Source organism: Sphingobium xenophagum NBRC 107872 (assembly GCF_000367345.1).
GTDB classification, from domain to species: domain Bacteria; phylum Pseudomonadota; class Alphaproteobacteria; order Sphingomonadales; family Sphingomonadaceae; genus Sphingobium; species Sphingobium xenophagum.
Genome location: NZ_BARE01000023.1, coordinates 65,120 through 88,401, shown reverse-complemented (window position 1 = coordinate 88,401; position 23,282 = coordinate 65,120). Strand labels below are relative to the sequence as shown.

26 protein-coding genes and 1 tRNA gene are annotated in these 23,282 nt (G+C 62.1%); 7 read left to right on the top strand and 20 right to left on the bottom strand.

The genetic code is table 11. The features are described from left to right. On the bottom strand, positions 1-646 hold a 646-nt coding region (locus tag SX1_RS12220; RefSeq protein ID WP_043145625.1), incomplete at its 3' end, for a hypothetical protein. 281 nt (positions 647-927) lie between these two features. Between SX1_RS12220 and SX1_RS12215 the strand changes: the two genes are divergently transcribed. After that, the gene (locus tag SX1_RS12215) at positions 928-1,602 is read left to right on the top strand and encodes a hypothetical protein (RefSeq protein ID WP_217996415.1); all 675 of its coding nucleotides are present in this window, start codon (positions 928-930) and stop codon (positions 1,600-1,602) included. Positions 1,603-1,721: 119 nt separating this feature from the next. On the opposite strand, the gene SX1_RS12210 is transcribed toward SX1_RS12215, so the two are convergent. From SX1_RS12210 to SX1_RS12130, 17 genes are all read right to left on the bottom strand, one after another. After that, positions 1,722-2,150: a ribbon-helix-helix protein, CopG family gene (locus SX1_RS12210; RefSeq protein WP_019053213.1), complete on the bottom strand. Its 429-nt coding sequence runs from the start codon at positions 2,148-2,150 to the stop codon at positions 1,722-1,724. Then, on the bottom strand, positions 2,147-4,207 hold the full coding sequence (locus SX1_RS12205) for a conjugal transfer protein TraG (protein ID WP_019053212.1): 2,061 nt from the start codon (positions 4,205-4,207) through the stop codon (positions 2,147-2,149). The genes SX1_RS12210 and SX1_RS12205 overlap by 4 nt, the downstream gene beginning before the upstream one ends. Positions 4,208-4,240: 33 nt before the next feature. Then, the gene (locus SX1_RS12200) at positions 4,241-5,995 is read right to left on the bottom strand and encodes a relaxase/mobilization nuclease domain-containing protein (protein WP_026149716.1); all 1,755 of its coding nucleotides are present in this window, start codon (positions 5,993-5,995) and stop codon (positions 4,241-4,243) included. 235 nt (positions 5,996-6,230) lie between these two features. Further along, positions 6,231-6,863: a lytic transglycosylase domain-containing protein gene (locus SX1_RS12195; protein WP_026149715.1), complete on the bottom strand. Its 633-nt coding sequence runs from the start codon at positions 6,861-6,863 to the stop codon at positions 6,231-6,233. A 144-nt stretch (positions 6,864-7,007) separates the two neighbouring features. Beyond that, the gene (locus SX1_RS12190; protein WP_019053209.1) at positions 7,008-7,340 is read right to left on the bottom strand and encodes a DUF736 domain-containing protein; all 333 of its coding nucleotides are present in this window, start codon (positions 7,338-7,340) and stop codon (positions 7,008-7,010) included. Then, positions 7,337-7,930 carry a S26 family signal peptidase gene (locus tag SX1_RS12185; RefSeq protein WP_019053208.1) on the bottom strand — a complete coding sequence of 198 codons (594 nt, stop codon included), beginning with the start codon at positions 7,928-7,930 and terminating at the stop codon, positions 7,337-7,339. The genes SX1_RS12190 and SX1_RS12185 overlap by 4 nt, the downstream gene beginning before the upstream one ends. Further along, positions 7,927-8,448 carry a DUF2840 domain-containing protein gene (locus SX1_RS12180; RefSeq protein WP_019053207.1) on the bottom strand — a complete coding sequence of 174 codons (522 nt, stop codon included), beginning with the start codon at positions 8,446-8,448 and terminating at the stop codon, positions 7,927-7,929. The genes SX1_RS12185 and SX1_RS12180 overlap by 4 nt, the downstream gene beginning before the upstream one ends. A 247-nt stretch (positions 8,449-8,695) precedes the next feature. Then, positions 8,696-9,562: a replication initiator protein A gene (locus tag SX1_RS12175; protein WP_019053206.1), complete on the bottom strand. Its 867-nt coding sequence runs from the start codon at positions 9,560-9,562 to the stop codon at positions 8,696-8,698. Next, complete coding sequence (locus SX1_RS24830) at positions 9,562-9,813, bottom strand: helix-turn-helix transcriptional regulator (protein WP_006964014.1); 252 nt, start codon at positions 9,811-9,813, stop codon at positions 9,562-9,564. The genes SX1_RS12175 and SX1_RS24830 overlap by 1 nt, the downstream gene beginning before the upstream one ends. A 118-nt stretch (positions 9,814-9,931) precedes the next feature. Beyond that, entirely contained in the window at positions 9,932-10,387 is a 456-nt protein-coding gene (locus SX1_RS12165; RefSeq protein ID WP_013831676.1) for a DUF2285 domain-containing protein, read from the bottom strand. 118 nt (positions 10,388-10,505) lie between these two features. Next, positions 10,506-10,703, bottom strand: coding sequence for a transcriptional regulator domain-containing protein (locus SX1_RS12160; RefSeq protein WP_019053205.1), 198 nt, complete (start codon positions 10,701-10,703; stop codon positions 10,506-10,508). 137 nt (positions 10,704-10,840) lie between these two features. Further along, positions 10,841-11,104 (bottom strand): DNA -binding domain-containing protein, encoded by a 264-nt coding sequence (locus SX1_RS12155; protein WP_006964009.1) that lies wholly within the window; start codon positions 11,102-11,104, stop codon positions 10,841-10,843. A gap of 226 nt (positions 11,105-11,330) precedes the next feature. Beyond that, on the bottom strand, positions 11,331-11,477 hold the full coding sequence (locus tag SX1_RS23805; RefSeq protein WP_255209747.1) for a helix-turn-helix domain-containing protein: 147 nt from the start codon (positions 11,475-11,477) through the stop codon (positions 11,331-11,333). A 165-nt stretch (positions 11,478-11,642) separates the two neighbouring features. Further along, positions 11,643-11,960, bottom strand: a complete 318-nt coding sequence (locus SX1_RS12145) for a DUF736 domain-containing protein (RefSeq protein ID WP_006964005.1) — start codon at positions 11,958-11,960, stop codon at positions 11,643-11,645. A 380-nt stretch (positions 11,961-12,340) separates the two neighbouring features. After that, positions 12,341-12,820 (bottom strand): hypothetical protein, encoded by a 480-nt coding sequence (locus tag SX1_RS12140; protein WP_026149713.1) that lies wholly within the window; start codon positions 12,818-12,820, stop codon positions 12,341-12,343. Positions 12,821-12,925: 105 nt separating this feature from the next. After that, on the bottom strand, positions 12,926-13,090 hold the full coding sequence (locus tag SX1_RS24520; protein WP_006964003.1) for a hypothetical protein: 165 nt from the start codon (positions 13,088-13,090) through the stop codon (positions 12,926-12,928). 636 nt (positions 13,091-13,726) lie between these two features. Continuing rightward, positions 13,727-13,801, bottom strand: a tRNA-Gly gene (locus SX1_RS12130). A gap of 364 nt (positions 13,802-14,165) precedes the next feature. Between SX1_RS12130 and paoA the strand changes: the two genes are divergently transcribed. From paoA to SX1_RS12105, 4 genes are all read left to right on the top strand, one after another. Continuing rightward, the gene (gene paoA / locus SX1_RS12120; RefSeq protein WP_019053199.1) at positions 14,166-14,801 is read left to right on the top strand and encodes an aldehyde dehydrogenase iron-sulfur subunit PaoA; all 636 of its coding nucleotides are present in this window, start codon (positions 14,166-14,168) and stop codon (positions 14,799-14,801) included. Then, entirely contained in the window at positions 14,798-15,754 is a 957-nt protein-coding gene (locus SX1_RS12115) for an FAD binding domain-containing protein (protein ID WP_019053198.1), read from the top strand. Before paoA ends, SX1_RS12115 begins: the two co-directional genes overlap by 4 nt. Next, positions 15,751-17,958 (top strand): aldehyde oxidoreductase molybdenum-binding subunit PaoC, encoded by a 2,208-nt coding sequence (gene paoC, locus SX1_RS12110; protein ID WP_019053197.1) that lies wholly within the window; start codon positions 15,751-15,753, stop codon positions 17,956-17,958. Before SX1_RS12115 ends, paoC begins: the two co-directional genes overlap by 4 nt. Before the next feature lie 80 nt (positions 17,959-18,038). After that, positions 18,039-20,348 (top strand): TonB-dependent receptor, encoded by a 2,310-nt coding sequence (locus SX1_RS12105; protein WP_026149712.1) that lies wholly within the window; start codon positions 18,039-18,041, stop codon positions 20,346-20,348. Here the strand turns inward: SX1_RS12105 and SX1_RS12100 are convergent. Both SX1_RS12100 and SX1_RS12095 read right to left on the bottom strand, forming a co-directional pair. Beyond that, on the bottom strand, positions 20,332-21,282 hold the full coding sequence (locus tag SX1_RS12100) for a quinoprotein relay system zinc metallohydrolase 1 (RefSeq protein ID WP_019053195.1): 951 nt from the start codon (positions 21,280-21,282) through the stop codon (positions 20,332-20,334). The genes SX1_RS12105 and SX1_RS12100 overlap by 17 nt on opposite strands. Continuing rightward, positions 21,279-22,076, bottom strand: coding sequence for a quinoprotein dehydrogenase-associated SoxYZ-like carrier (locus SX1_RS12095; protein WP_019053194.1), 798 nt, complete (start codon positions 22,074-22,076; stop codon positions 21,279-21,281). The genes SX1_RS12100 and SX1_RS12095 overlap by 4 nt, the downstream gene beginning before the upstream one ends. Before the next feature lie 82 nt (positions 22,077-22,158). On the opposite strand from SX1_RS12095, the gene SX1_RS12090 reads away from it, so the two are divergent. After that, positions 22,159-22,701, top strand: coding sequence for a rhodanese-like domain-containing protein (locus SX1_RS12090; RefSeq protein ID WP_019053193.1), 543 nt, complete (start codon positions 22,159-22,161; stop codon positions 22,699-22,701). Between the two features lie 90 nt (positions 22,702-22,791). Further along, positions 22,792-23,235: a pseudoazurin gene (locus tag SX1_RS12085; RefSeq protein ID WP_043145618.1), complete on the top strand. Its 444-nt coding sequence runs from the start codon at positions 22,792-22,794 to the stop codon at positions 23,233-23,235. Positions 23,236-23,282 lie beyond the last annotated feature (47 nt).

Genomic DNA, 23,282 nt, shown 5'->3' with positions numbered 1-23,282 from the left:
AGCCCCTCTTCCTGATCAGATGAGCTTGGAATCCGTAGCCGTTTACCTTGGCGTCGGCTGCGTAGGCGATAAAATGCCGCCGAGCCTCGAAATCAATTACGTCCATCCGAGCCTTTTCAGCGTTGCGGACGATTTCAGCCGTCAGGTTCTCGCCGTGCTCTTCTTGAAGCACCGTCAATCCCGGTATCGGATCGTCGCGCTCCGCGATGACGTCGAGGAAATGAGCTTCGGCTTCCAGGTGGGCGATATGCTGGGAGGTGTGATCCTCTCCGTCCTTCAGCGAAAGAATAAGAAAACGAAGAGATTTCAGGGGATTCGCCTGGATAGTCCTGAGCCATACAAGTAACTCGAAGACGTACCTAGTCAGCGATATGACACCGAGCGTTTCTAAGACAACGACGTTGTTCGCCACTAGGATCTGACAGCGGCCAAGGGCTTCCGCGCCAATTTCGCAGGGTAATAGCGTCTCTGCCCGCTCCCGTCCTTCTAGGCTGGCGATCTGTGGGTCGGCCATCACCGTTCGGACCCGCTGCGTTAACTCCGCGATGGTCGGTGCGAGATCCTTTATCTCAGTGGCGAGCGCTGCCACCCTGTTTTCGGGGTTTTGCATTATTTCTTCACCTTCCGCTGCTGCTGCTTCAGCCATGCCCGCGCAATCGTGATGGCGCGCGCAATATTGCGTTGTAGTTAGAAACCGCCAAGCACTTCTCGATCGCGGGAGTTCACCCGTTGGGAATCACCAATCGGATTCGATCGTTCTGATCAATCCACTCGCGGGGCCATGGCACAACAATTTAGGCATGTGGAACGCATAAAGCCGGAACGAACTCGCCACGCTGATTCAGGCCAATGTTCTCAGTAGGGGGTCGACGAGTATTTGGACAAACATTAAGCGGGATCGACTGTATGATGAATATGGGAGGCATCATGGACGCACACGCCGACAAACCGATCATCCCAAACGTGCTGCTGCGTCAGGGGGAAACGGTTAAGCTGGGCGATGATGCAGCCAACCCGCAGGAGATTTCGTGCGACGACATAGCCAAACTAGCACTGGCCATGCATGACCACAGCTACTTCTTCTCGCTTTGCCGAGGCCTAAGCATCAGATTTAGTAGGGACTTGAACGGCAGCGGAACGCAAGGACTCTTCATCACAAAAGAAAGCAACGAGGCGGATCCTCCAAACTTAATCCAAGTCCTTTTTAGGCAAACCTACGACAAGGATGGCGAGTTCCTCTATGAAGCCGACCTCATCATGGATCGCGGCAAGGACTACGAACCCACTGTCAACAAGGGCAAGCATCGGTTCATGGCTGAAGCAGCAGCCATGGAGATCGACTGGAACAGTGACGAAACCCAGCAGTGGCGACTGGATATCGAACGCCTTTCGAAGTCGCCCGACACTCTGACAGGCTGGATAGAGGACGACTTGGAGATGCTAGTAAGATGCGACTCCGGATTCTTCTGTCGCAAGCCCGCAATCCTCACCAAAAAAGACCTTAAGCAGTACATCGCAGCGGGATTGAGCTTGGAGGACCTAAAGACACGGCTCAAGTGCTCCAAATGCGGCCAGCGTAGAGCGCGCATCGCAGCGTTCTGACACAAAATCTCAGCGTGCCGAATTTCTGATAAATTATGTCCGGTCTCTTGGTTCGCAATCTCACGTATAATTGGTAAAGATTTTCATTATTATAAAATAATCATCTTGATATTTTGAATTTAATCTTGTGTGCCACGTCGGTTTTCGCGGCCTAGTTCATCCTGCAGTTTCGGCCCCGCCTCCATCCGCCGTGAGAGTGATTCCACAAATCCCTGCCACCGCTTTTTCCCAGTCGCCTGTGCCGCTTTCATCGCGGCGTCGGGTAGTGGCGGATTGCTGGTGAGCCAGAAGCGCACGAACAGGGCAATCGCCTCGTTCGTCAACTCCACATGCCATTCGAGCCGATCCAGTTGCCGTGACACGCGATCGAGCCGCCTTGCCAGAGCGGCTTCCATCCGTTCATCCTGATCGGACTGCAGCAGAGACATCAACGCCGCTTCCACCACTTCGGTGCGCGACACGCCGCGGGCATGAGCGCGTTCCTCCAGCAATTTGGCCAGTTCGATGTCGAGCCGAAAGGTTTGCTTGCTGTGGGGCTTCTTCCTCACAGGTCGATGCCGTCATCGGGGTCGAGCGATGCATTGCGGGCATTGCGATTCATTGTGCGATCAGCTTCCCGTTTGACCCTGGCTGCGTCATCCTCGGGCGCATCGCGATCAAGATCGAACTCGTTGACCGGTGGCTTGGGGACGGGAACGACATCCTCATGTTCGCCCAGTTCGGGTTCTCGCCTGATCCCGGAGTTCGCCGTATCATTTTCGGATTCGGCCCCAATTGCATCTGACGGCACATCCGGCTTTGGCTGAGCGGCTGACGGCTGTTCGGAGCTTTTCACTTCTGCCTTGGCTGGTTTAGTCGGCTGCGGTGCGGCAATGGGTGCGAGCGCAGACCAGTCGTCCTTTGGCCGTTTTTTCGGGTGCAGCGGTTTGGGGGCCGGCGCAGGCAGAAGGCGCGCGCGGAACCTTGGGTCGAGAAAGTATTTTGCCTTTTCCGCGCGGATCGGCGGCGTGCTGGCCACCAGCACTATCTCCTCGTGCTCAGAAAATTGCTGAACTTCGCCGGGCGTCAGCAACGGCCTCGCAGTCTCGGTCCGAGAGACCATGATATGGCCGAGCCATGGCGAGAGGCGATGCCCGGCATAATTCTTCATTGCCCGCATCTGGGTGGCGGTGCCGAGCGCATTGGAAACGCGGCTGGCGGTATTGTCATCATTGGCCGCGAACGCGACGCGGACATGGCAGTTGTCGAGAATGGCGTTGTTCGACCCGTAAGCCTTTTCAATCTGGTTGAGCGACTGCGCGATCAGGAATGCCTTGATCCCGTAGCCTGCAACAAAGGCCAGTGCGCTTTCGAAGAAGTCTAGCCGCCCCAGAGCCGGGAATTCGTCGAGCATGAACATCACGCGCTGTCGGCGACCCTTGGCTCTCAGTTCTTCGGTCAAGCGGCGACCGATCTGATTGAGCATCAGGCGCACGAGCGGCTTGGTCCGGCTGATATCGGAAGGAGGTATGACCAGATAGAGCGACACAGGTGCCGCTGAATCGACAAGATCGGTGATGCGCCAGTCAGAGGCTCCGGTCACCTGCGCAATCACAGGGTCGCGGTAGAGGCCGAGGAACGACATGGCCGTCGACAGGACGCCAGACCTCTCATTGTCGGACTTGTTCAGCAGTTCCTGCGCGGCGGCTGCTACAACGGGGTGGACACCGTCCTTACCGAGGTGCGGGGTCGTCTTCATGCGGTGCAGCGTGGTCTCGATCGAACGGCGCGGATCGGAAAGGAAGCCAGCGACCCCGGCCAGCGACTTGTCCTTCTCGGCATAGAGGACGTGCAGGATGGTGCCGACGAGCAGCGAGTGGCTGGTCTTCTCCCAATGCGTGCGTTTTTCCAGTGACCCTTCGGGGTCGATCAATATGTCGGCGATGTTCTGGGCGTCACGCACCTCCCAATCGCCCTTCCGGACTTCGAGTAGCGGATTGTAGGGGTTGGATGCGGGGTTGGTCGGATCGAACAGCAGGACGCGGCCATGTCGGGCGCGAAAGCCCGCCGTCAGATCCCAGTTCTCGCCCTTGATATCGTGGACGATGCAACTGCCCGGCCAGGCGAGCAGCGAGGGGATTACGAGACCAACGCCCTTGCCGGAACGGGTCGGCGCAAAGCAGAGAATATGCTCGGGGCCATTGTGCCGCAGATACCGGTTCTTGTGCGAGCCGATCACCACGCCGTCCTGTTTCAGGAGGCCGGCCTTGCGGATTTCCTTGTCGGTTGCCCACCGCGCAGACCCATACGTCTCTGACTGCTTCTCCTCCCGCGCGCGCCAGACCGACATGGCAATCGCGATGACTATGGCGGCCATGGCACCCGAAACCGCGATGAATGCGCCGGTCTGGAAAATCTTTGGTGCATAGGCGTCGAACGCAAACCACCACCAGAAGAAGGCATAGGGCGGGTAGATTGGCCAAGGTCCCAGCCAGAACCAGGGCTGGCCGAGCTCAGGTTGGTGTGCAAGGGCGTCGGCCGTCCATTGGGTGGCAGACCAGATGCCAAGCAAGGTGACGCTGATGACGGCAATGACCTGACCCCAGAGAATACGGGTGGCGTTCATTGAAGGTTGCTCCTGATAAGGGGTGAATGAGGGTCACAGGCTGATCCCGCGTCCGCGGCCCAAGGCCCAGTCGACAGAACCGCCCGGCGACATGGTGCCGGTGATGTGCTGGCCGAGGTGCTGATCGAGCGCCGGGCGCCAAGGCACGAGCTGGAAGCCCAGCCCTTCGTCGATCATCGCGAAGCGGCCCGTCGAAAGCGTCACCCGCTCCCGGTAGATGCCGCTGACATAGTCGCCTGCGCCCGACGGTTTGTGCTCAAGTCCCGTGCGCGCGGCGATGGCCTGCGTGGCGGCCGTCAGTTCCTGATTCTTCAGCGTCCCGACGAGATCCTGAGCAAGGATGACCCGCTGGCCCTGCCGGCGGGCAAGCCCCTGCGTTTCGAGATGGCTGGCGCGGGCATCTAGGGCATCGCGCACCTCGCGCCCGAAACCATTGCCCGTTGCCACGGGATCGCGGGCAACAAGCTGGCGATCAAGCCACGTCGCGCCGGGTGCTTTGATCTGTGCCTCGAGGGGTATGTCTGATCTTGTGGCGAGCGACAGCCGGTCATGCCCTTTGGCATCCTCCCATGAGCGCAGTTCGACGATCGATCCGGCTTTGGCATCGCCGGTCATCTCCATGTCATTGAACCGCAGATGGTGCGTGCGACCATCGACTCCATCGACGATGGCATAGGCGCTGCCCGTCAGCTCGTCGTGGAGGCCACGTTCGACCAGGCGTCCGATGACCGGTTCGCTTGGAACATCCTGATGCAGCGCCAATGCCGATACATCAAACCGCCTGCCTTCGCGGCTCATGGCATTGTGCATCGTCTTGATGATGTCGTTGCGCACCGAAAGATCGCGCAATGTGTTTTCGGCACCGGCCTCGAGAGCCCACACCGCAGGCCCTTCACGCGCCGCCAGCCCCAGCTGCTCCAGTTTGGCGGCGCGGCCCAACAGCAGCCGGCGCATTTCGGGATCGGTGTCGCCGCCAGGGCGCAGGTCGACAAGACCGGCCGTGTCCTGACCCAAGCGTTCAAGCTGCCGGTCAAGACTGGTCCAGCGCTCGGCATCGACCTCGCGTTCGAGTGCGGTGCGGATGTCCAGCTCGGTGCGCGGCCCCAGTTCGAGCGTCACCCGCTCTTCCGCTCGGAACCGCAGCCCTTCGCTGATATAGCCCCGGTCAATGACAAGATCGGCGCCGTCGCTGGCAACGCCGCGCACCAGCACATGGATGTGCGGATTGTCGGTGTTCCAATGGTCAACGGCGACCCAGTCCAGTTCGGTGCCCAGATCCTTGGCCGCGTCAGCCATCAATTCGCGGGTGAAGGTGCGCAGGTCTTCCATGTCCCCTGCATCTTCGGGCGAGACGATGAAACGAAAGTGGTGCCGGTCATCTTCGCAACGCCCTGCAAAGGCATCCCGATCAGCCCTGTCGGTCTGGGCATCGAACATCGAGGCATCGCGCCCGTCGCGGGACACGCCGTCACGCTCAAGATAGGTGATGTGCTTTGCCAGCGGTGCGGCGCGGTAATGCGCACCTTTATGGCGAGCGATGCGCGCCATGACAGTAACGCGGCGTTGGCCAGGTGTGCGGCGCATCGCGGCAACCGTCCGACGCCCGCGCGCGGCTTTGCCGCTACCGCTGCCGCGTTTCAGACCCGCTCGCCGTGAACCCGCATGGCCCGCCTTGTTGGCGGCACGCTGGACCTGAGCCGCCAGCTTCTGGCTTCGCCTTCCAGAGGCTGCACCGCTGTCCCTGCTTCTTCCCGGCCGCACCCGAAATTCATTGTCGTCGCGGCTCATTTTGAAGGTGCCAGACGATTACGCCGCAGTTTTGCGGGTGTTTGGGAAACATCGTATGGCGGGCTTTGCCCGGTGCCATACGAAATTATCGCACTACAACAACCACATGAGAGCCAGGTGCTGGCACTCCTTTTATCTTGCCCTCCACAATTGCCCTCTCGCTCAAACACACTCCTCCCCGCCGTACCTATCCGAAACGACGCCCGAACCGTCGGAGATGCGCTGGCGTAACCCATCACGGATTTCGTGGTGAAAGCGAGACAAACAGGGGGTGCGGCGCGGGGTTCGGTGACGGTAAAGAGGCCGACGGCGACGCAAGCTGGGTGCGCTGTGGCTGCACATCGGCAGCACCGTCATTGTTGCTCGCTTCTCCATCACCGCGCGGTGTGAACAATGTAGCCTGACGCCATCGATGAGCATTGGCAGGTGGCATGGCAGCAGGCGAAGCGATGCTGGCCATTCCAAGACTTGGCGCGATCTGGGCGACGTAGTTGACGGTTTCTGCCGGAAGACTGCGACGACCGGCAGCATAGTCATCGGCACGGCCTGGCCCCGCATTGTAGGCCGCCAGCATCAAGCTGACATTGCGATACCGATCCCACATGGCGCGCAGATAGGCCGCACCTCCAAGGATGTTCGCACGCACATCGAACGGGTCAGAGCCAAGGCCATGCCGCGCGCTCAGCATCGACCAAGTGCCGGGCATGATCTGCATCAGACCGATGGCTCCTGCGGGTGAAACCGCGCGCGAATTGCCGCGACTTTCCGCCCGCATCACCGCCCATATCCAGAGCTCGGGAATGCCGAAGCGCTGCGATGCCTCTGCGACATGCGGCGCATAGGGATGCGCTGCAAACTGGTCAGGTATCGTCGCAACTGCGGCAACCGGAGAAGTCGCCGCTGCCAAGCCGAGAGCGAAACAAGTGCCGGGAAGGAGAAGGTGAAGGCGCAGCCGAACGGCAATCCGAACTACGGAACACCTGCGACGGCGAAGCGAAGCAACGATCATAGCCTATTTCCGATCGCGATTGGTCGGACGCGACCAGAGCAGGTGATGCTCGTCGTCACGGGACATGGACCGGAGCAGGTTGGCGCGCAGGGGATGGGCAAAGGCCGGGTCGTCGATCTGCACCGCGACAAAGGCACCGGCGCGCTCGCCTGTGCGGTTCCAGCCAGCACCAATTTCAGTGCCGGTTTCGGAATCGCCGAGCAGCACGCGCCAGTCGGGTGCATTATCGCTGTCGTTCGATGGAGCCGGGACGAGCGTCACGACAACATCGAGCATGAGGGTCCGGATTTGGCCCGTGAAACTGTCCTGCGCGGAATGAAAGATGCCGATCATCATGGCCTGTGCTCCTGGTTGGTGGTTGGGGAAGCGGCGGACGCACCAAAGCCTCGCCAGCGCAGGGGCTGGTCAGGTGCATCACGGGTAAGGATGGGGTGTGCCGTGCCGATAAGACCGGCTGCGGGCAGAGCGCCGAAATAGCGCCCATCAAGGCTGTCGGGCGCCGGGTTCAACAGGAACAATTCGTCTGTCCGAACGCGGTGACAGCCTTGCCAGCTTGGCAAAGGCCGACCCATTCTGTCGTGCGATTTGGCTATGGCGACATGGTTGCCGTCCACCGAGACGACAGCGCCGGCGCGGCACACCCATTGCCCGGGCAGAGCCGCGACATGTTTCATGAGCGGTATGCCGATCGGCAGATAGTGGCGGTCGGCCATCATCCGCGCGGTCGCAGCCGGGGGCACAATGGCGACCAGTTCGCCAAACCTTGGGCGTGTGTCGCTCTCGAGGCGATAGAGGCCGACGGGCGCACTGGCGCTCGCGTTCCACATCAGTCGCGGTCGCGGCGACAGCATGGCGACTGCTGAGAACCCGGCGCTGAACAGGGCTGCCCACAGTATCGTGGCGCGAATATAGCGGCGGCGGCTCATGCTTCGAGCGCCTTGCGCCGGAGCCAGGCCGCGTGCCGCTCCGCTGTGTAAGCCCTGAACGGCATTCCGGCATTCAGCCGGTTGCCGACGTGGCGCCAGTGATCGGGCGATGCGTCGCACGGATCAACACCGGCGGCTTCGACCGCATCGATGGCCTGCAACACCTGTGCGACCTTGGGCCAGCCCTCGATGTGCAGCAGAATGTCAGCGCCGGGACGGACAAACCGCAACGTCGTGTAGGCCTCGCCCGGTGCCACTGCCGTCACGATGTCGATGCACGAATGGATGGTGCCATAGTCGTTCGACGACCAGCGCACGAAGGCGAAGACCGCGCCGGGACGGAAGGCGATGACGCGCGTGCGGCGGTTGATGATCGTGTCTGCCGCGATGCGCCCGAAGCGGATCCATTGTTCGTAGCGCTTCTCGATCCAGGTCACTTCGACCTCGGTCAGGGCGCTGGCTGTTGCTGACCTGATGGCGTGCGAGGAGCTGTGCCGCTGCGCAGTTGGCTCGCTCATGGCCGCGCTCCTGCCACCGCGAACCTGACAAGCTTGACGCGAGCGTTCAGCAGGCCCGTCGCATCGCGATTATCCACAGGCTGCAAAAGGGTTAGCAAGAATCCGAAGGATTCTTTTCTATTAGCATCGTTAGAGGAGTGCCGATTTGCCGCAGAATTCTGCGGGTTTCCGCATGGTCCCGGTTTTCGATAGGCCGAGGATCGGGTTTCCGATGGGCCGAGTCCGCCGGTTTTTAATAGGCCGAATGTCATGCCAACTTCTCCACAGGGAAACCGACGCGCCGGGCAGCGCCAACGAACGGGTCGACGGGGATGGGTTTGAAGATCAGCCGCTCGCGGCCGAAGCTGTGCTCAAGGCTCAGATGGTAGCCCGGGAGAGACTGCCGCCGGACGATGGTCCGCAGCTCGAATGCGAATTGCTTGAGCGGCGAAAGCGCACCTGATTTGAGATGAAGGTGCGGAACGTCGAAGCTCCAGCCACCGCGCTGATGTCCACCATGCTTGCGCACGATACGGTAGAGCCAGCGCTCGACGCCGCCAGTCAGCGCAAAGTAGGCGCGGTCGATCGTCAGGATCAGGCCGCGATCGAGCACACCGGCATAGAACCAGTCGGGCAGGATGAGCTCGATGCCAACGGCTCGGCCACGGTCGTCGAGTGTCTCCCGCCATTCGTTGATCCAGGAGAAGCGGTGGCGTCGGCGCTGGTGTTGCTGGCGGATCGACGTGGCAACGGTCGTCGATTGCAAGCGGTCGAGCGCTGCGCGCAGCCGCTCATAATGGTCCTTGCCCGTCCCGCGCCCGATGAAGGTCAAAATCTCGTGCGGACGGGCGGCGATGTGCCGAGATGTAGGGCGGCCTGCGTCGCGCGCTTCAACGAGCTGACTCGCCGCCCAAATCAGAATGTCGGCATCCCAGATGGTCGCCATGCCATGTTCGGCCACGGCTTCGACCGAGATCCATGTGGCCCCCATCGCAAAGTCGATCGGTGCGGAGCGCCGCGACTTGGCAAGGCTGAAGAAGGGCCAGGACATCAGATCCTGAGCATCGCGCGCGGCAATGTCACCGGGCATCGAGTAGAACAGGTCGAGCTGTTGCTGGGGGCTCACAGAACGCATCAACGGCGCACCGGTCGTGCTGACAGGCAAATGCCTTGTCCGGGATCGGATGTTGAATTGCGGCGACCATTTTGCGCCCAGGCATCGAGATCGACTATGGCATAGACGATCCGCCGACCGAGTTTGTGAAAGGCCGGCCCCGTCCCATAGCAACGATGCTTTTCAAGCGTGCGGGCTGACAGACCCAAATGCACGGCAGCATCTGGCGTCCTGACATAACGCGGGAATACCGGGACGAAATCTCCATCCATGAAACGTCTCCTGTGAAGTGCCGGACACAAGGGGTTGGCCCGGCGAGCAGGAGGCGAGATTTGAGATTTTCAGGGACTTGGGTGAACGGACATAAGGCGTTGCTGCCGAATGTCCCGATCAGTGGCCGCTCAACAGGGCGATATAGCCGCCGTCGCGCATAGCGAGCGCCTGTCGCTGCCAGCGAGCAATCCGTTTGCGCTCGCTCGACGTATCCCATTCGGCGGCCGAATATTGCCCGGTATCGCGGGCGATAAGTTCGATGGCCAATTCGCGTGTGGTTGCGCCGCCAGACAGCGCATCAAGCAACCGAAGCCATTGGACCAGACGCCAATGCTCTGACGGACCGGGCGCAAGGCAGAACGGGAGCTTCTTCACATGCCCGAGACGGCAATGATCATGAAAATCGGAAACGGCGGCCTTCCGTGTTTCCCAAAATGCGTCGCCCGGAAGAACATAGGCGAGCGGTTCGGTCTCTGTTGTCTCGCCGCGAATATTCAGGCGGTAGCGGCGCTTCGCCGTCGAGAGGACGAGATGCCGCCCTTCCTCATCGCGGTGCTCGGCCGCGATATCCATGCCGTCGACAATTTCGGCTTGGCTGCAGCCGTCGCAAGCGAAAGGAGCCGGGCGCAAAAGGATGACGCTGGCCGCTGTAGATGGGTGCCAGATGATCGGGAGATGGTGGGCCGGGAGGTCAGGGTCCGCAGCGAAAGACCAACCCCCAGTGCCGGGCAAGACGCCTCAGCGCGAGTGGCGCAGCGTCAACGGCCTCAGCATATTGGTCGCGGTATTCAGGATTGCGGCGCAGGAATTCCTGCGCGAAATCCGTGCGGTCATAGTTTTTATACGCTTTGGCGTAATTCTCCGAACGCCAGTCGGGCGGCTTCTCCATCGCACCTCTCCTATGAGGTTTTTTTGGAGTCGAACGATCACGTCGGAGCCGTGACGAGAGAAGTGCTCGAGTCAGTTCCGGGCTCCCCCGCGGCAAGGCACAATCGATTGCGCCAGATTGGTGCTAAATGCCCAGTTTTATTGGGTTCGCGGGACCATCAGGTGTTTGTAGCCGTGTTCCGTCATCCACCTGGCGCGGGCGAGATGGGTATCATAGACCCTTCGCGCGCGATCCGGCTCACTGGCAGGATCGATGGCGAAGATGATCGAAACCACCTCTTCCCATGATGCCTCGTCCTTTTCGGCATCCAGCAGGCGAAGATACGTGACAAGGTGGCGCTCATCATAAGCGCTCAATCGGTCTGACTGCGGTGGTTCATCGGCAAACTCAGGAGCCGACATGGGTCTCTCCTTGTAGCAAAACCTGTTTAGTGACTGCGCCCCCGCAACGTGCGCAGAGAAGCAGGGTGAACTTATCCCCAATCGGGCAGTGCGCTATCCCCAGCACGGGATAATGCCGAGCCCAGATTGCCGGGACAAAACATTCCCAGAGGCAATGATCTGCCTGTTGTAGTTCAGAAATTGTAAAATTGCTGCTGAGATTCGGTGAATGGCGGTGGGTTTGCGTTCAACGACCGCTAGGTTTCTCGAAAAATTGCACGGGATCGACGGCAAGTTCTTCTGCGAGTCGCTCAATCGTGTCGAGCGTCGGCGAATTGGCTGCGCGTTCGAGAAGGCCGACATAGTTTCGGTTGATTCCGGCACGATGCGCCAATTCCTCCTGCGAAAGCCCACTGGCGTGTCGCAATCGCCTTAAATTCGTCCCAAAAATCTCCCGAAGCCTCATGCTTCGTGGGTCGGCGTAACCCTAATATACTGCCACCCAATATACTAGGGATTCGTCATCGCCCGGAGTGACCCGGGCGATGACTTGGCCGATTCAATGGTCGTTGCGGCGGCTCGGGCGGTTCCAGACCAGATCGTGACTGCCGTCTTCGGCTTCGAACAGCTGGGCGAAAATGGGCGCCATGAAGCTGGGGTCGTCGAGCTTCACCGAGAGGTACGGCCGGTCGTCCTGGGTGTGCTTTTTCCAGGCTGCGCCGATTTCGACTTCGCCGATGAGGACCCGGTGGGTCGGGGCATTGCCGCTGGTGTTTTCCTCCGCGACGATCCTGACCGATTTGGCCTGAAGGGCGAGAGTGACGATCTGGCCCCGGAGTTCGCCCGAAACCATCTTGAAGTTGCCGATCTTTGCCATGGGTATTTCCTTTCCGTTGGACGGGACCGCGCCAGTGCGGCCTCGATGCGCGGAAAAGGGTCAGCCAGTGGCAGGCGCCGCAGCGTCAGCCCGCAGCGTTAGCGAAGGACGGTGTGGCCGAGCTTTCTTGTCTCGCGAGGAACGGCGGAACGCCGGGGGAAGAAAGTTCGGCAAGCACCGTTGCGGCAAGCCTGCCAAGCGAAGCGTCTTGCTGACATGGGCGCGGATCGAAAGAGGCCGTACTGGTCGGTTCTGCCGGGAAGGACGCCAGATGCTGATCGAATGCACTGGCTCGGGTGAACGCTGGCCCTGACCCCTCGGTTCAAAATCGGCAAAGCGGAGGACACGACTGGAACACCGGTATTGCCCCCTCACGGCCATCACTCGGCCGACATTGATTGGCCTGTAGAGGCTTGCCCAGCCACGGGACCAGCAAACTGTGAGGTGACGCGCGTATCACGCTCCGACATCGTCACGCTTCGCCATGCCGAGAGGGATGTCGCCATAGCAGCGATGGATCCAAGGATCGCCAGCAGCATGCTGTTGTCCGTTGCTAGTGATCCAAGCGCGTGCGCGGCCTGAAAGCCGGCGAATCCCGCGGGTATGGCAAAGAGGAGCGCGATCCCGGCACGGATCATGGGAGAGCGGACAAAGGCGATGAGGCACTGTCCAATCAGAAGCGTAGCAATGCCTGCCGACAGTCCGCCCAGGATTGCTCCGAGATGACCAACATCATGGCGGAGCAGCAGGAAAGCGCACGTGAGCCCGGCATAGACAGGCAGCGCATAGCTGGCGAGGCGGAAGAGCAGCGCGAGCACATAAAGGCCAGCCACGGCCCCGAGGATGAGAAAAATGGTCATAAGCGTCCCTTGTCTGGACGCGCTCGCCACCACCTCCTCAGCGCAATCTGCGGTGCAAGAATAGCACGGCAGGGCACAGGCCGAAAAGGCGAAATGTGCCTGAGGTTAGCGGCTGAAAGGGTCATATTCGCGAACCACCTGTTCGGGGTCACCGTCAAATTCGTCAGCGGGGATGACGAAGTAGCCCTGATTGGTTTCGATGAGGACGATGACCGTCATCAGCGTCCGGGAGAGGTTCCAGCCAAGCGATTGTGCGGTTGCCAGTGGCATGTTGCGGCTCCTGCCTAGGAGCGGGACCACCCCGCTCGACAGTCGCCCCACAGGCCGGGGGCTGGCCGCAATCACCGCAGCAAAGCTGCGGCCGCACGCGCACGCGTAGCGGACCCTTCACGGGTTGATTGAAGGAGGACAGGCTTCGAGCCCAGGGATCAGCGGCTAATGCGAGCGAGTGGTTCTGCGGCGGTTCGAGTTATGCCAATTGCGCCAGTCAGATTCCGGCGGTGACATATTCTTCAGGTATCCGCTGTTGACGGCCAGTTTCTCAAGATCGGTCAGGCACTACGCGGCCGGCAATATCAATGTGTGCGGCCTCGGTGATCTAAAAAGACTTTGCCTTGCGCTGTTCTAGCGCAGCACGCTGCCACTCGACAAAGGGGTCCGACTGCAAGCAGCAAGATGAGCCGTTTCACACCGAACGCTAGGCGCAAGTTCGGGCGACATCGATCGACAATTTAGGTGCAAAAAGGGGGCTCAAAATTCACGAGCTACGACCGGCTTTCCCCACGACGCCCCAACCTGTACCAAAATTGGAGACAATATGGAGACAATGGGGGTCTCGGTGAGGCGTTGTCTCCAGAATTTCAAGGGTCGCCGGTCGACGAAATCGTTGATTTTCTGGGAGAAAACTGGAGCGGGCGAAGGGATTCGAACCCTCGACCCCAACCTTGGCAAGGTTGTGCTCTACCCCTGAGCTACGCCCGCTCGACGCTTGATGGAGACGCTGTCCCCGTCGGGTGAGGCGGGCAACTAGCAGCGCTTTTCGGGATGGGCAAGGGGAGAATTGCCAAGATCGTGAAATTCCTGCTCCGACTGGCAAAGTGGGCGACTTTGCGGGGCTTTGCGCCCGTGTCACCCGAAGCGAATGGCATGCGCGGCAATGCCACGGCCGCCGCTGTTGCCCATGATTGATTCGCTCTGTCCGAAAAATCAACGTGGGTGGCATTTCGCAACTTTGCCTGGGTGGTCATTCTGTTAATCTGGGGATCAAACTCCATATTTATGTCCAGCGGCGGATCATTTGTCGCGTCCCTTCGTATGACAGTCCAAGCAAGAGGAAGCACCCGCGATGCCATCCGATCATCTCACGCGCCGTTCCCTGTTGCAGGGAAGTGCGGCGGTTGCCGCAGCGGCCCCCACGCTGGCGTCTGCCGGTGCGGCCACTGCACGACCCACAGCCAAGGGAGAAACCGGGATGATCCCCGTGGAATTGACCGTGAACGGGCGCGAGGTGCATCTGCAACTCGACCCGCGCACCACCCTGCTCGACGCGCTGCGTGAGCATCTGCATCTGACCGGGACGAAGAAGGGTTGCGATCAGGGGCAGTGCGGTGCGTGCACCGTCATCGTCGAAGGCAGGCGTATCAACAGCTGCCTGACGCTGGCGGTCATGCATGATGGCGACACGGTGACGACGATCGAGGGGTTGGGAACAGCCGACAAGCTCCATCCGATGCAGCGCGCCTTCATCACGCATGACGGTTATCAATGCGGCTATTGCACACCGGGACAGATATGCTCGGCTGTCGCGGTGCTGGAAGAGATTGCGGCGGGCGTCCCCAGCCATGTGACCGATGATCTGGATCGGGTTGCGCTATCCGACCGGGAATTGCGCGAAAGGATGAGCGGCAATATCTGCCGCTGCGCCGCCTATCCCAACATCATAGCCGCCATGAACGAAGTGGCCGGGGAGAAGAAGGCATGAAGCCTTTTACCTATAGCCGCGCGACCAGCGTTGCGGATGCCGCCAAGACCGCAGCTGCGATGCAGGGTGCGCGCTTCATTGCCGGCGGCACCAATCTGCTCGACCTGATGAAGCTCCAGATCGAAACGCCGACCCACCTGATCGACGTCAATCATCTGGGCCTCGACCGGATCGAACCGACGCCAGAGGGTGGATTGCGCATCGGCGCGCTGGTCCGCAATACCGACCTGGCGGCCGACAAGACGGTGCGCCGCGACTATGGCGTGCTGAGCCGCGCGCTGCTGGCGGGCGCTTCGGGACAATTGCGCAACAAGGCGACAACGGCAGGCAACCTGCTTCAGCGGACCCGATGCCCTTATTTTTACGACACCAACATGCCTTGCAACAAGCGCAAGCCCGGCAGCGGTTGCGGCGCGATCGGCGGGATCAGCCGTAGCCTCGCCATATTGGGGGTAAGCGACGCCTGTATCGCCCAGCATCCCAGCGACATGGCAGTGGCGATGCGATTGCTCGACGCGCAGGTCGAGACGGTCGGGGCGGACGGCGTGGCGCGCGCCATACCCATCGCCGATTTCCACACGCTGCCCGGTGACACGCCCCATATCGAATCCGCGCTCAAGAATGGCGAGATCATCACATCGGTGACCTTGCCCAAGCCAATCGGCGGCACCCATGTCTATCGCAAGGTGCGCGACCGGGCGTCCTACGCCTTTGCACTGGTGTCGGTCGCCGCTGTGTTCGGCAAGGACGGCGGAGGCCGCTTCGCCTTTGGCGGCATCGGCGCAAAACCATGGCGAACGCCAGCGGCAGACGCTGCCGCTTCATCCGGGGCGAAGGCGGTGGCGGAAGCGGCACTGAGCGGCGCGCGCACGACCTATCACAATGCATTCAAGAAAACGCTGGTCGAACGGACGCTGGCGTCGCTCTATCGGCAGAAGGAGGCCCGGTCGTGAAATTCGATACGCCCGCCACCACCAACCCCATCGACAAGGGCCGTGTCGTCGGCGTCGCGCAGGACCGTATCGACGGCCCTGCCAAGGTGACCGGCAGTGCGCCCTATGCCTATGAACGGCATGATGCTGCGCCCAACGCCGTCTATGGCTGGATCGTCGGGTCCGCGATCGCCAAGGGAAGGATCGCGGCCATGGACCTGCGCGCGGCTGAAGCAGCGCCCGGCGTGCTGGGGATAGTGACCCACGCCAATGCCGGTAAGCTGGGCAAGGGAAATTATAATACCGCTCCGCTGCTGGGCGGCCCGGCGATCATGCATTATGATCAGGCGGTGGCGCTGGTGATCGCTGACACATTTGAAAATGCGCGCGCAGCCGCCAAGCTGGTGCGGATCGATTATGCGCCGCAGGATGGCAAGTTCGATCTGAACACCGAACTGGACAATGCCGTCAAACCGCCAGACAGCGGCTTCGGCGGGGCCGCCGATACCGCCGTTGGCGATTTTGAGGGAGCCTTTGCCAAGGCAGCAGTCAGGATCGACCAGCGCTACACCACACCAGACCACAGCCATGCCATGATGGAACCCCATGCGACCACCGCCGCGTGGAACGGCGACAAGCTGACGCTGTGGACGGCAAATCAGATGATTGCCTGGAGCGTGGGGGAAGTCGCCAAGACGCTGGGCATTCCCAAAGACAATGTCCGTCTCGTTTCGCCCTATATTGGCGGAGGGTTTGGCGCCAAGCTGTTCCTGCGCGCCGACGCTTTGCTCGCGGCATTGGGGGCCAGGGAAGTCGGACGTCCGGTCAAGGTCATGATCGCCCGCAACCAGATACCCAACAATACCACCCATCGTCCCGCGACGGTCCAGCGCATCCGCATAGGCGCCGACAAGAATGGGGTGATCGATGCCATCGGCCATGAAGTATGGTCGGGCGACCTGCCCGGCGGCGGCCCGGAGACGGCGGCGATGCAGACGCGACTGCTCTATGGTGGCGCGAACCGCCTGACCGCGCATCGCCTCGCCACGCTCGACCTGCCCGAAGGCAATGCGATGCGCGCGCCCGGCGAAGCCGTTGGTCTGCTGGCGCTGGAAATCGCGATGGACGAACTGGCGGAAGCATGCGGCGTCGATCCGGTCGAACTGCGCATCCGCAACGATGTGCAATATGATCCCGAAGCGGGGCCGCAACGCCCCTTTTCCAGCCGCAAGCTGGTCGAATGTTTGCGCACCGGGGCTGACCGGTTTGGATGGAGCAAGCGCAATCCCACGCCCGGCAAGGTGCGCGATGGCCGCTGGCTGGTCGGCATGGGTGTGGCCGCCGCATTCCGTAACAATATGGTCGGCAAATCGGGCGCGCGGATCGGCGTGGACGGCACCGGCAAGGTCATAGTCGAAACCGACATGACGGACATCGGCACCGGCAGCTATACCATCATCGGCCAGACCGCGGCGGAAATGCTGGGCGTATCGCTGGATGACGTCATTGTGCGGCTGGGCGACAGCCGCTTCCCCGCATCCGCCGGGTCTGGCGGACAATGGGGAGCGAACAGTTCTACAGCCGGCGTCTATGCCGCCGCCATGGCGCTGCGCGCAAAGCTTGCGGAAAAGGCGGGCTATCCGGCCGACCAGGCGCAATTTGAAGATGGTCTGGTGAAATTGGGCAATCAGTCGCAAACGCTGGCTGCGCTCGCCGGTCGCGAGGGTCTATGGGCGCAGGACAGTATCGAATTTGGCGATCTGGACAAACGCTATGCCCAGGCGACGTTCGGCGCGCATTTCTGCGAAGTCGGGGTGGACATCGACACCGCCGAAGTGCGCATCCGCCGCATGGGCGGGGCGTTTGCGGCCGGGCGCATTCTCAATCCCAAATCCGCGCGCAGCCAGGTGATCGGCGCGATGACCATGGGCGCCGGTGCGGCATTGATGGAGGCGTTGGAGGTCGACACCCGCTTTGGCCTGTTCATCAATCATGACATGGCCGAATATGCCGTGCCGGTTCATGCCGACATACCCGAACAAGATGTACTGTTCATCGACGAACTGGACGACAAAAGTTCACCGATGAAAGCCAAGGGCGTGGGCGAGCTGGGCATTTGCGGCGCGGGCGCTGCGGTTGCCAATGCAGTCTATAACGCCACTGGCCTGCGGTTGCGCGACTATCCGCTGACCATCGACAAGCTGTTGAAAGCGCAGATGACCTGACGATGGACCGACCCAAGGTCTAATGGAGCGCCGTCCCCCGTCCCCCTAGCCTTCCGCCCATAGACATAATGGAGGATGGCATGAGGGGTGTGACGGCGCTGTTGGCAACCAGTGCGATGGCGCTGTGCGGCGGCATCGCGCGGGCGGATGAGGCAGATGCCGGTCGCCAGCCCATCATCGTGACGGCGCCGGGCGGCGGCATCGACAGCGACGACGGCCTTTCGTTGTCCGCCGCCGACATCGCCAAAGGCGGCAGTCCCGATCTGCTGGGCGCGCTGGTCCGTAACTTCGCCGGTGTCACCTTGCAGGACGCGCAAAACAACCCGTGGCAACCCAATCTGGTCTATCGCGGCTTTGTCGCTTCGCCGCTTCAGGGACAGGCGCAGGGGATCGCCACCTATCTGGACGGCGCGCGCTTCAACCAGCCGTTCGGCGACACCATGCAGTTCGACCTGTTGCCCGAAGCCGCCATTGCGCGGATCAGCCTGCTCGACAAAAGCGCGGTCTATGGCCTCAACGCTCTGGGCGGGGCGTTGCTGATCGACACCAAGACAGGGCTGAGCGATCCCGGACTGGAGGCCAGCGTTTCCCAGGGCCGGTTCGGCATGACCGAAGCGAGCATCGCGGCGGGCGGGGCACGGGGCGATTTCAGCGCCTTCGCGGCGTTTCAATACACGCGGGATGATGGCTGGCGCGCCTTTTCGCCCTCGACATTATATAATGGCTATCTCGACCTGGGCTTCGACACGCCTGGTGGTGGCCTGCACATCAAACTGGTAGGGGCGGACACCGACCTGACCGGCAATGGCGTTTCGCCGGTCGAACTGCTTGCGGTCGATCGGCGTGCGGTATTCACCTGGCCCGACAATAGCGCCAGCCGCTATGGCCGGGTCAGCCTGCATCCCTGGGTCGCGCTATCGGATACGACCCGGATCGAAGGGACGCTCTATGCGCAAAAACTGACGCTGCGCAGCGTCAATGGCGACGCTGCCGATATCGAGGGTTGCGAGGAAGAGGATGAGGCTGGCCTGCTCTGCCTGGAAACGGTGGGGGATACCGAAGATGAGGAGGAACAGGCGGTCCTGACGGATGCCAATGGCGATCCGATCGCCGATAGCCTGGGGGGTGAAGGCTATGGTGTCCTCAATCGCGGGCGCACCGCGACGCGGGCGATGGGGGCGCTGGTGCAGCTGATCGACCAGCGGGCGTTGGGCGCTGGGGACAATCATCTGGCGCTGGGGCTGAGTTACGACACAAGCCGCACCCGGTTCGACACATCGACCGAACTCGGCGCGATGACCGAGGAGCGAAGCGTCGAAGGGCTGGGACCGATCATCATCCAGCCAGATGGCGCCATCGCGCCGGTGGGATTGGTCGCCCATACCGATTATTGGGGGGTATTCGCCCAGGATCGGTTACCCATCACCCCGCGCCTGTCAGCCGAAATCGCACTGCGATATAATTGGGCGCGGGTGGTGTTGCAGGACCAGATCGGCACCGCGCTCAATGGCCGGCATCATTTTTCCCGGCTGAATCCCGGCATCGAGTTCGACTATGAGTTGTCCGACGCTTTGGCGCTGCGGGCGGGCTATGCGGAAAGCAACCGCGTGCCGACTCCGGCCGAACTGTCCTGCGCCGACGAAAATGCGCCATGCAGCCTGACCAATTTCTTCATCGCCGATCCGCCGTTGAAGCAGGTGGTCGCCAAAAGCTGGGAAGCGGGTGCGAAGGGCAAGGCGCAGCTTGGCGGCTTTGCAGTGGATTGGCTGTTGTCAGCCTGGCGGACAGACAATCGCAACGACATTCAATATGTCGCATCGGAAATCCGGGGCCGTGCCTATTTCCGCAATATTGGCAGCACCAGGCGGCAGGGGGTGGAAGCGACGATCCGCGTACAGCGGGGCGGGCTGCAAGCGGGCCTCAGCTATGCCTTTACCGACGCCACCTATCGCGCGCCGCTCAGCCTATCCAGCCCGGCCAATCCGACAGCGGACGAGGACGGCCTGATCGCAGTCGAGCGCGGGGATCGCCTGCCCGGTATAGCCCGGCATAGCGCGACGCTGAACCTGGACTATGCCGGACAGGGCTGGAGCATCGGCGGCGATGTGATCGCGCGATCGGGCCAATATCTGGTCGGCGACGAAGGGAATGATACGCCCAGGCTGGGCGGCTACGCCATCGTCAATCTGCGCGCGAGCGTGGATGTGGTGCGCGGCGTCAGCCTGTTTGGCGAGGTGCGCAACGCGCTGGGCAGGCGCTACGCGACCTTTGGCACGTTCAGCGAAGTCGATGAGATCGAACTGGAGGAAGCGCCGGGCGCATCCAATCCCCGTGCCTATGGACCGGGCGCGCCGCGCCGCTGGCAGGTGGGGATCAGGGCGCGCTTTTGACGTCGATACGCGGCAGCAACGCCGCTTCGATGCCAGGATAGAGATGCGACACGCTGCGCTGCACTTCGTAGCGGGCGGCGGCCATCCGGGCAAAGCGGGCGGGGATCGGCAGGTCGCCCGCCTCCACCATGTCGAGACCATCGCGCACCGCCTGCGTCAGTGCGCCTTCCAGCCAGTCGATCCAGTCACGCGTCTGGGCAATGGCCGCCGTTCCTGTCGGGTCGAGCGGCCCATGGCCAGGCAGGACGCCGCCATGGGGCAAGGCCTTCAGCTGGTCCAGACTGGCGCGCCAGGCCGCAAGATCGGCGGTCGGGGTGCTGGGCGCGCGATCATGAAAAACCAGATCACCCGCCAACAGCAGGCCGCTTCGTTCGTCCAGCAGCGCCAGATCCGCACTGCTATGGCCGGAAAGCGCAAGCAGGCGCAGCACCCGCCCGCCAAAATCCTCCTGCGCCGCCATGATGGTCCGGCCCGGCAGGATCAGGTCCGTGCCGCGCATCCAGTCGCCCAGCAGCCTGTACATGCCATCGGCATAGCCCTGCCCCTGCGCCGCCAACGCTGCGATCGTGCCCGGCAGCGCGGCGACGATGGCAGGATCGAAGGCGGCCAGCCCTAGGCCATGATCGGGATGGAGATGGCTGACATAGACCCGTATTATGCGCTGGCCCGTCAATTGCTCGGCCACCTGGCGCAGGGCGCGACCATAGCGAAGCGAGGGGCCGCATTCCCATAGCACCGTCCCGGCGGGCGTCGCGATGATGGCGATATTGGCGATGGCCCCGCCATTATGCTCTTCGATCGGCTCGTCCGCGCCGCGCACCATCCAGATGCCATCGCCGACCGGCACCGCCGTGATGCTATAGTCGGCCGCACGAGCGGGCATCTTCGCCAGACCCGCTATCCCGCCCAGCATGGCGCGTCGCGACAGCTTCATCGTCCGCCCGGCATCGGCGACTGACGCGCCAGAATGAGGTTGGCCCGATAGTCGCGCCCGTTGGTATCACGCGCCGCGACCCGCAGCGCCGCATCCGGGCCGCCGTCCACCATGAGCGTGATCGCCGGGTCTTCCGCCACCGATGCCCATATATCCATGTCGCCCAGCACACGCCCTTCCCCGTCGGTCACCGCCAGCGCCTCCAGATGATAAGTGGCGATATTTTCGACAAGGCCGGTGTCCATCGGATGCCGGAAGCTCAGCCGCACCCGATTATAGCCCTGCGCCATGGGCCAGACTTCGCCACGTATCTCGCCCAGATGGTCAGCCCAGTCGCCCTTGACCCGGCTGACGGGTGGCGCCGAACAGCCGCCGCCTGCGGCATCGACCCACCCGCCCGACACCAGCCATTGCCCGCTGTCCAGTTGCACCGCACCGCGTACCGGAGTGCGCTGATCCAGCTTGATCCGAGTCGCGACATAGGGCGCGGCATGGAGGGGTCGATAGTCGATCGCGACCGGAATGGGGTTGAGGTCCGCGAGCAGGATCATGCGCCTGACCCCCGCTATTCCGCGCGCATCAATGACCACCGGAAAGGCGCGCTGGTTTTCCGCGATCATCGGGAAGGACACACGGACTCGGGGGTCGAACCGCACCGGATCATCACCGAACAGGGTGCGCGCATGGGCTATCCACATCGGTGAGCCGAGCGGATCGGCAGGCGGAGCGGCCCCGGCACCGGCCGGCGCCAGCGTCAGCATGATCGCGACCCATAGGCTCTTTGCCCTGCGCATATCCTTCTCCCTTATGACAGGGTCTAATAGAGGGCGTGACGCGCTACCATTGGCCCTTGGGTCATAAGCCGGGGAGAGGATCATGCGGCGCTTCATCATGGCGGCGATGCTGGTTGCGTCGCCCGCGCTGGCGCAGGAGCCATTGTTCGACGCTGAGGGCTATCGCATCGCACATTATCGCGCGCCAGTGCGCCAGCCGCCCGCCGGCGTCGGCCGAATCGCGCTCGCAGCAGCGGCGCAGCTTGTGCCGGACAGGGATGCCGTCTTCATCGATGTCCTGCCGGCCGAAGGTGGTCATCGTGAACTGGACGGGCGCTGGCGGCTGGCGTCATCGCATGACTCCATCCCTGGCGCGCACTGGTTTCCCGATGCCGGGCGTGGCCAGCCCGATCCCGCCATTGCCGGGGATTTTGCCACGGGCGTTGTCCGGTTGAAGGGGCGCGCGCGCGGCAGGATGCTGATCCTGTTCTGCCGCTCCGACTGCTGGATGGGCTGGAACGCTGCCAAAAGGTTGCGATCGATGGGCTTTGCCAATGTCTGGTGGCTGGCGGAGGGAACGGATGGCTGGCGCGACCTTGGCCTGCCGCTCACGCCAGTCCGACCCGAAGGCGGCACGGCCACATAGGACCAAAGACCCATTGTGCGCAGGCGCGCTCCGGTCGCACTCTTGGCGCAATCTAGCGGCCATTAGCCGCGTGCATCTTTGGAGAGTGATGTGATCCATCTGCGCCTGTCGGCTGGCCTTGCCGCTGCCCTGCTCCTTTCGCCGCTGCCCGCGGCGGCAAAGGATATTATGGTCCATATGAAAAATCAGGGCGCGGACGGGGCGATGGTGTTTGAACCATCCTTCGTGAAGGCTGCGCCGGGCGATACCATCCATTTCAAGCCGACCGACGCCAGCCACAATGCCGAAACGATGGCGAACATGCTGCCCGCGGGCGTAACCCCGGTGAAGGGCGCGATGAACAAGGAGATGGTGCTGACCGTCGCCAAGCCCGGCCTCTACGGCATAAAATGCATGCCCCATTATTCGATGGGCATGGTCGCGCTGGTCCAGGTGGGCAAGGTGTCCGCCGCCGACCTGGCAGCGGCCAAGGCGGTCAAGCTGCCCCCCTTTGCCGCCAAGCGCATGACGGCGGCGCTCGCAAAAGTGAAATAGACCCAAGGTGCAATGGCCCGGCACAGGTCGCCGCGCCATGTTTTCAG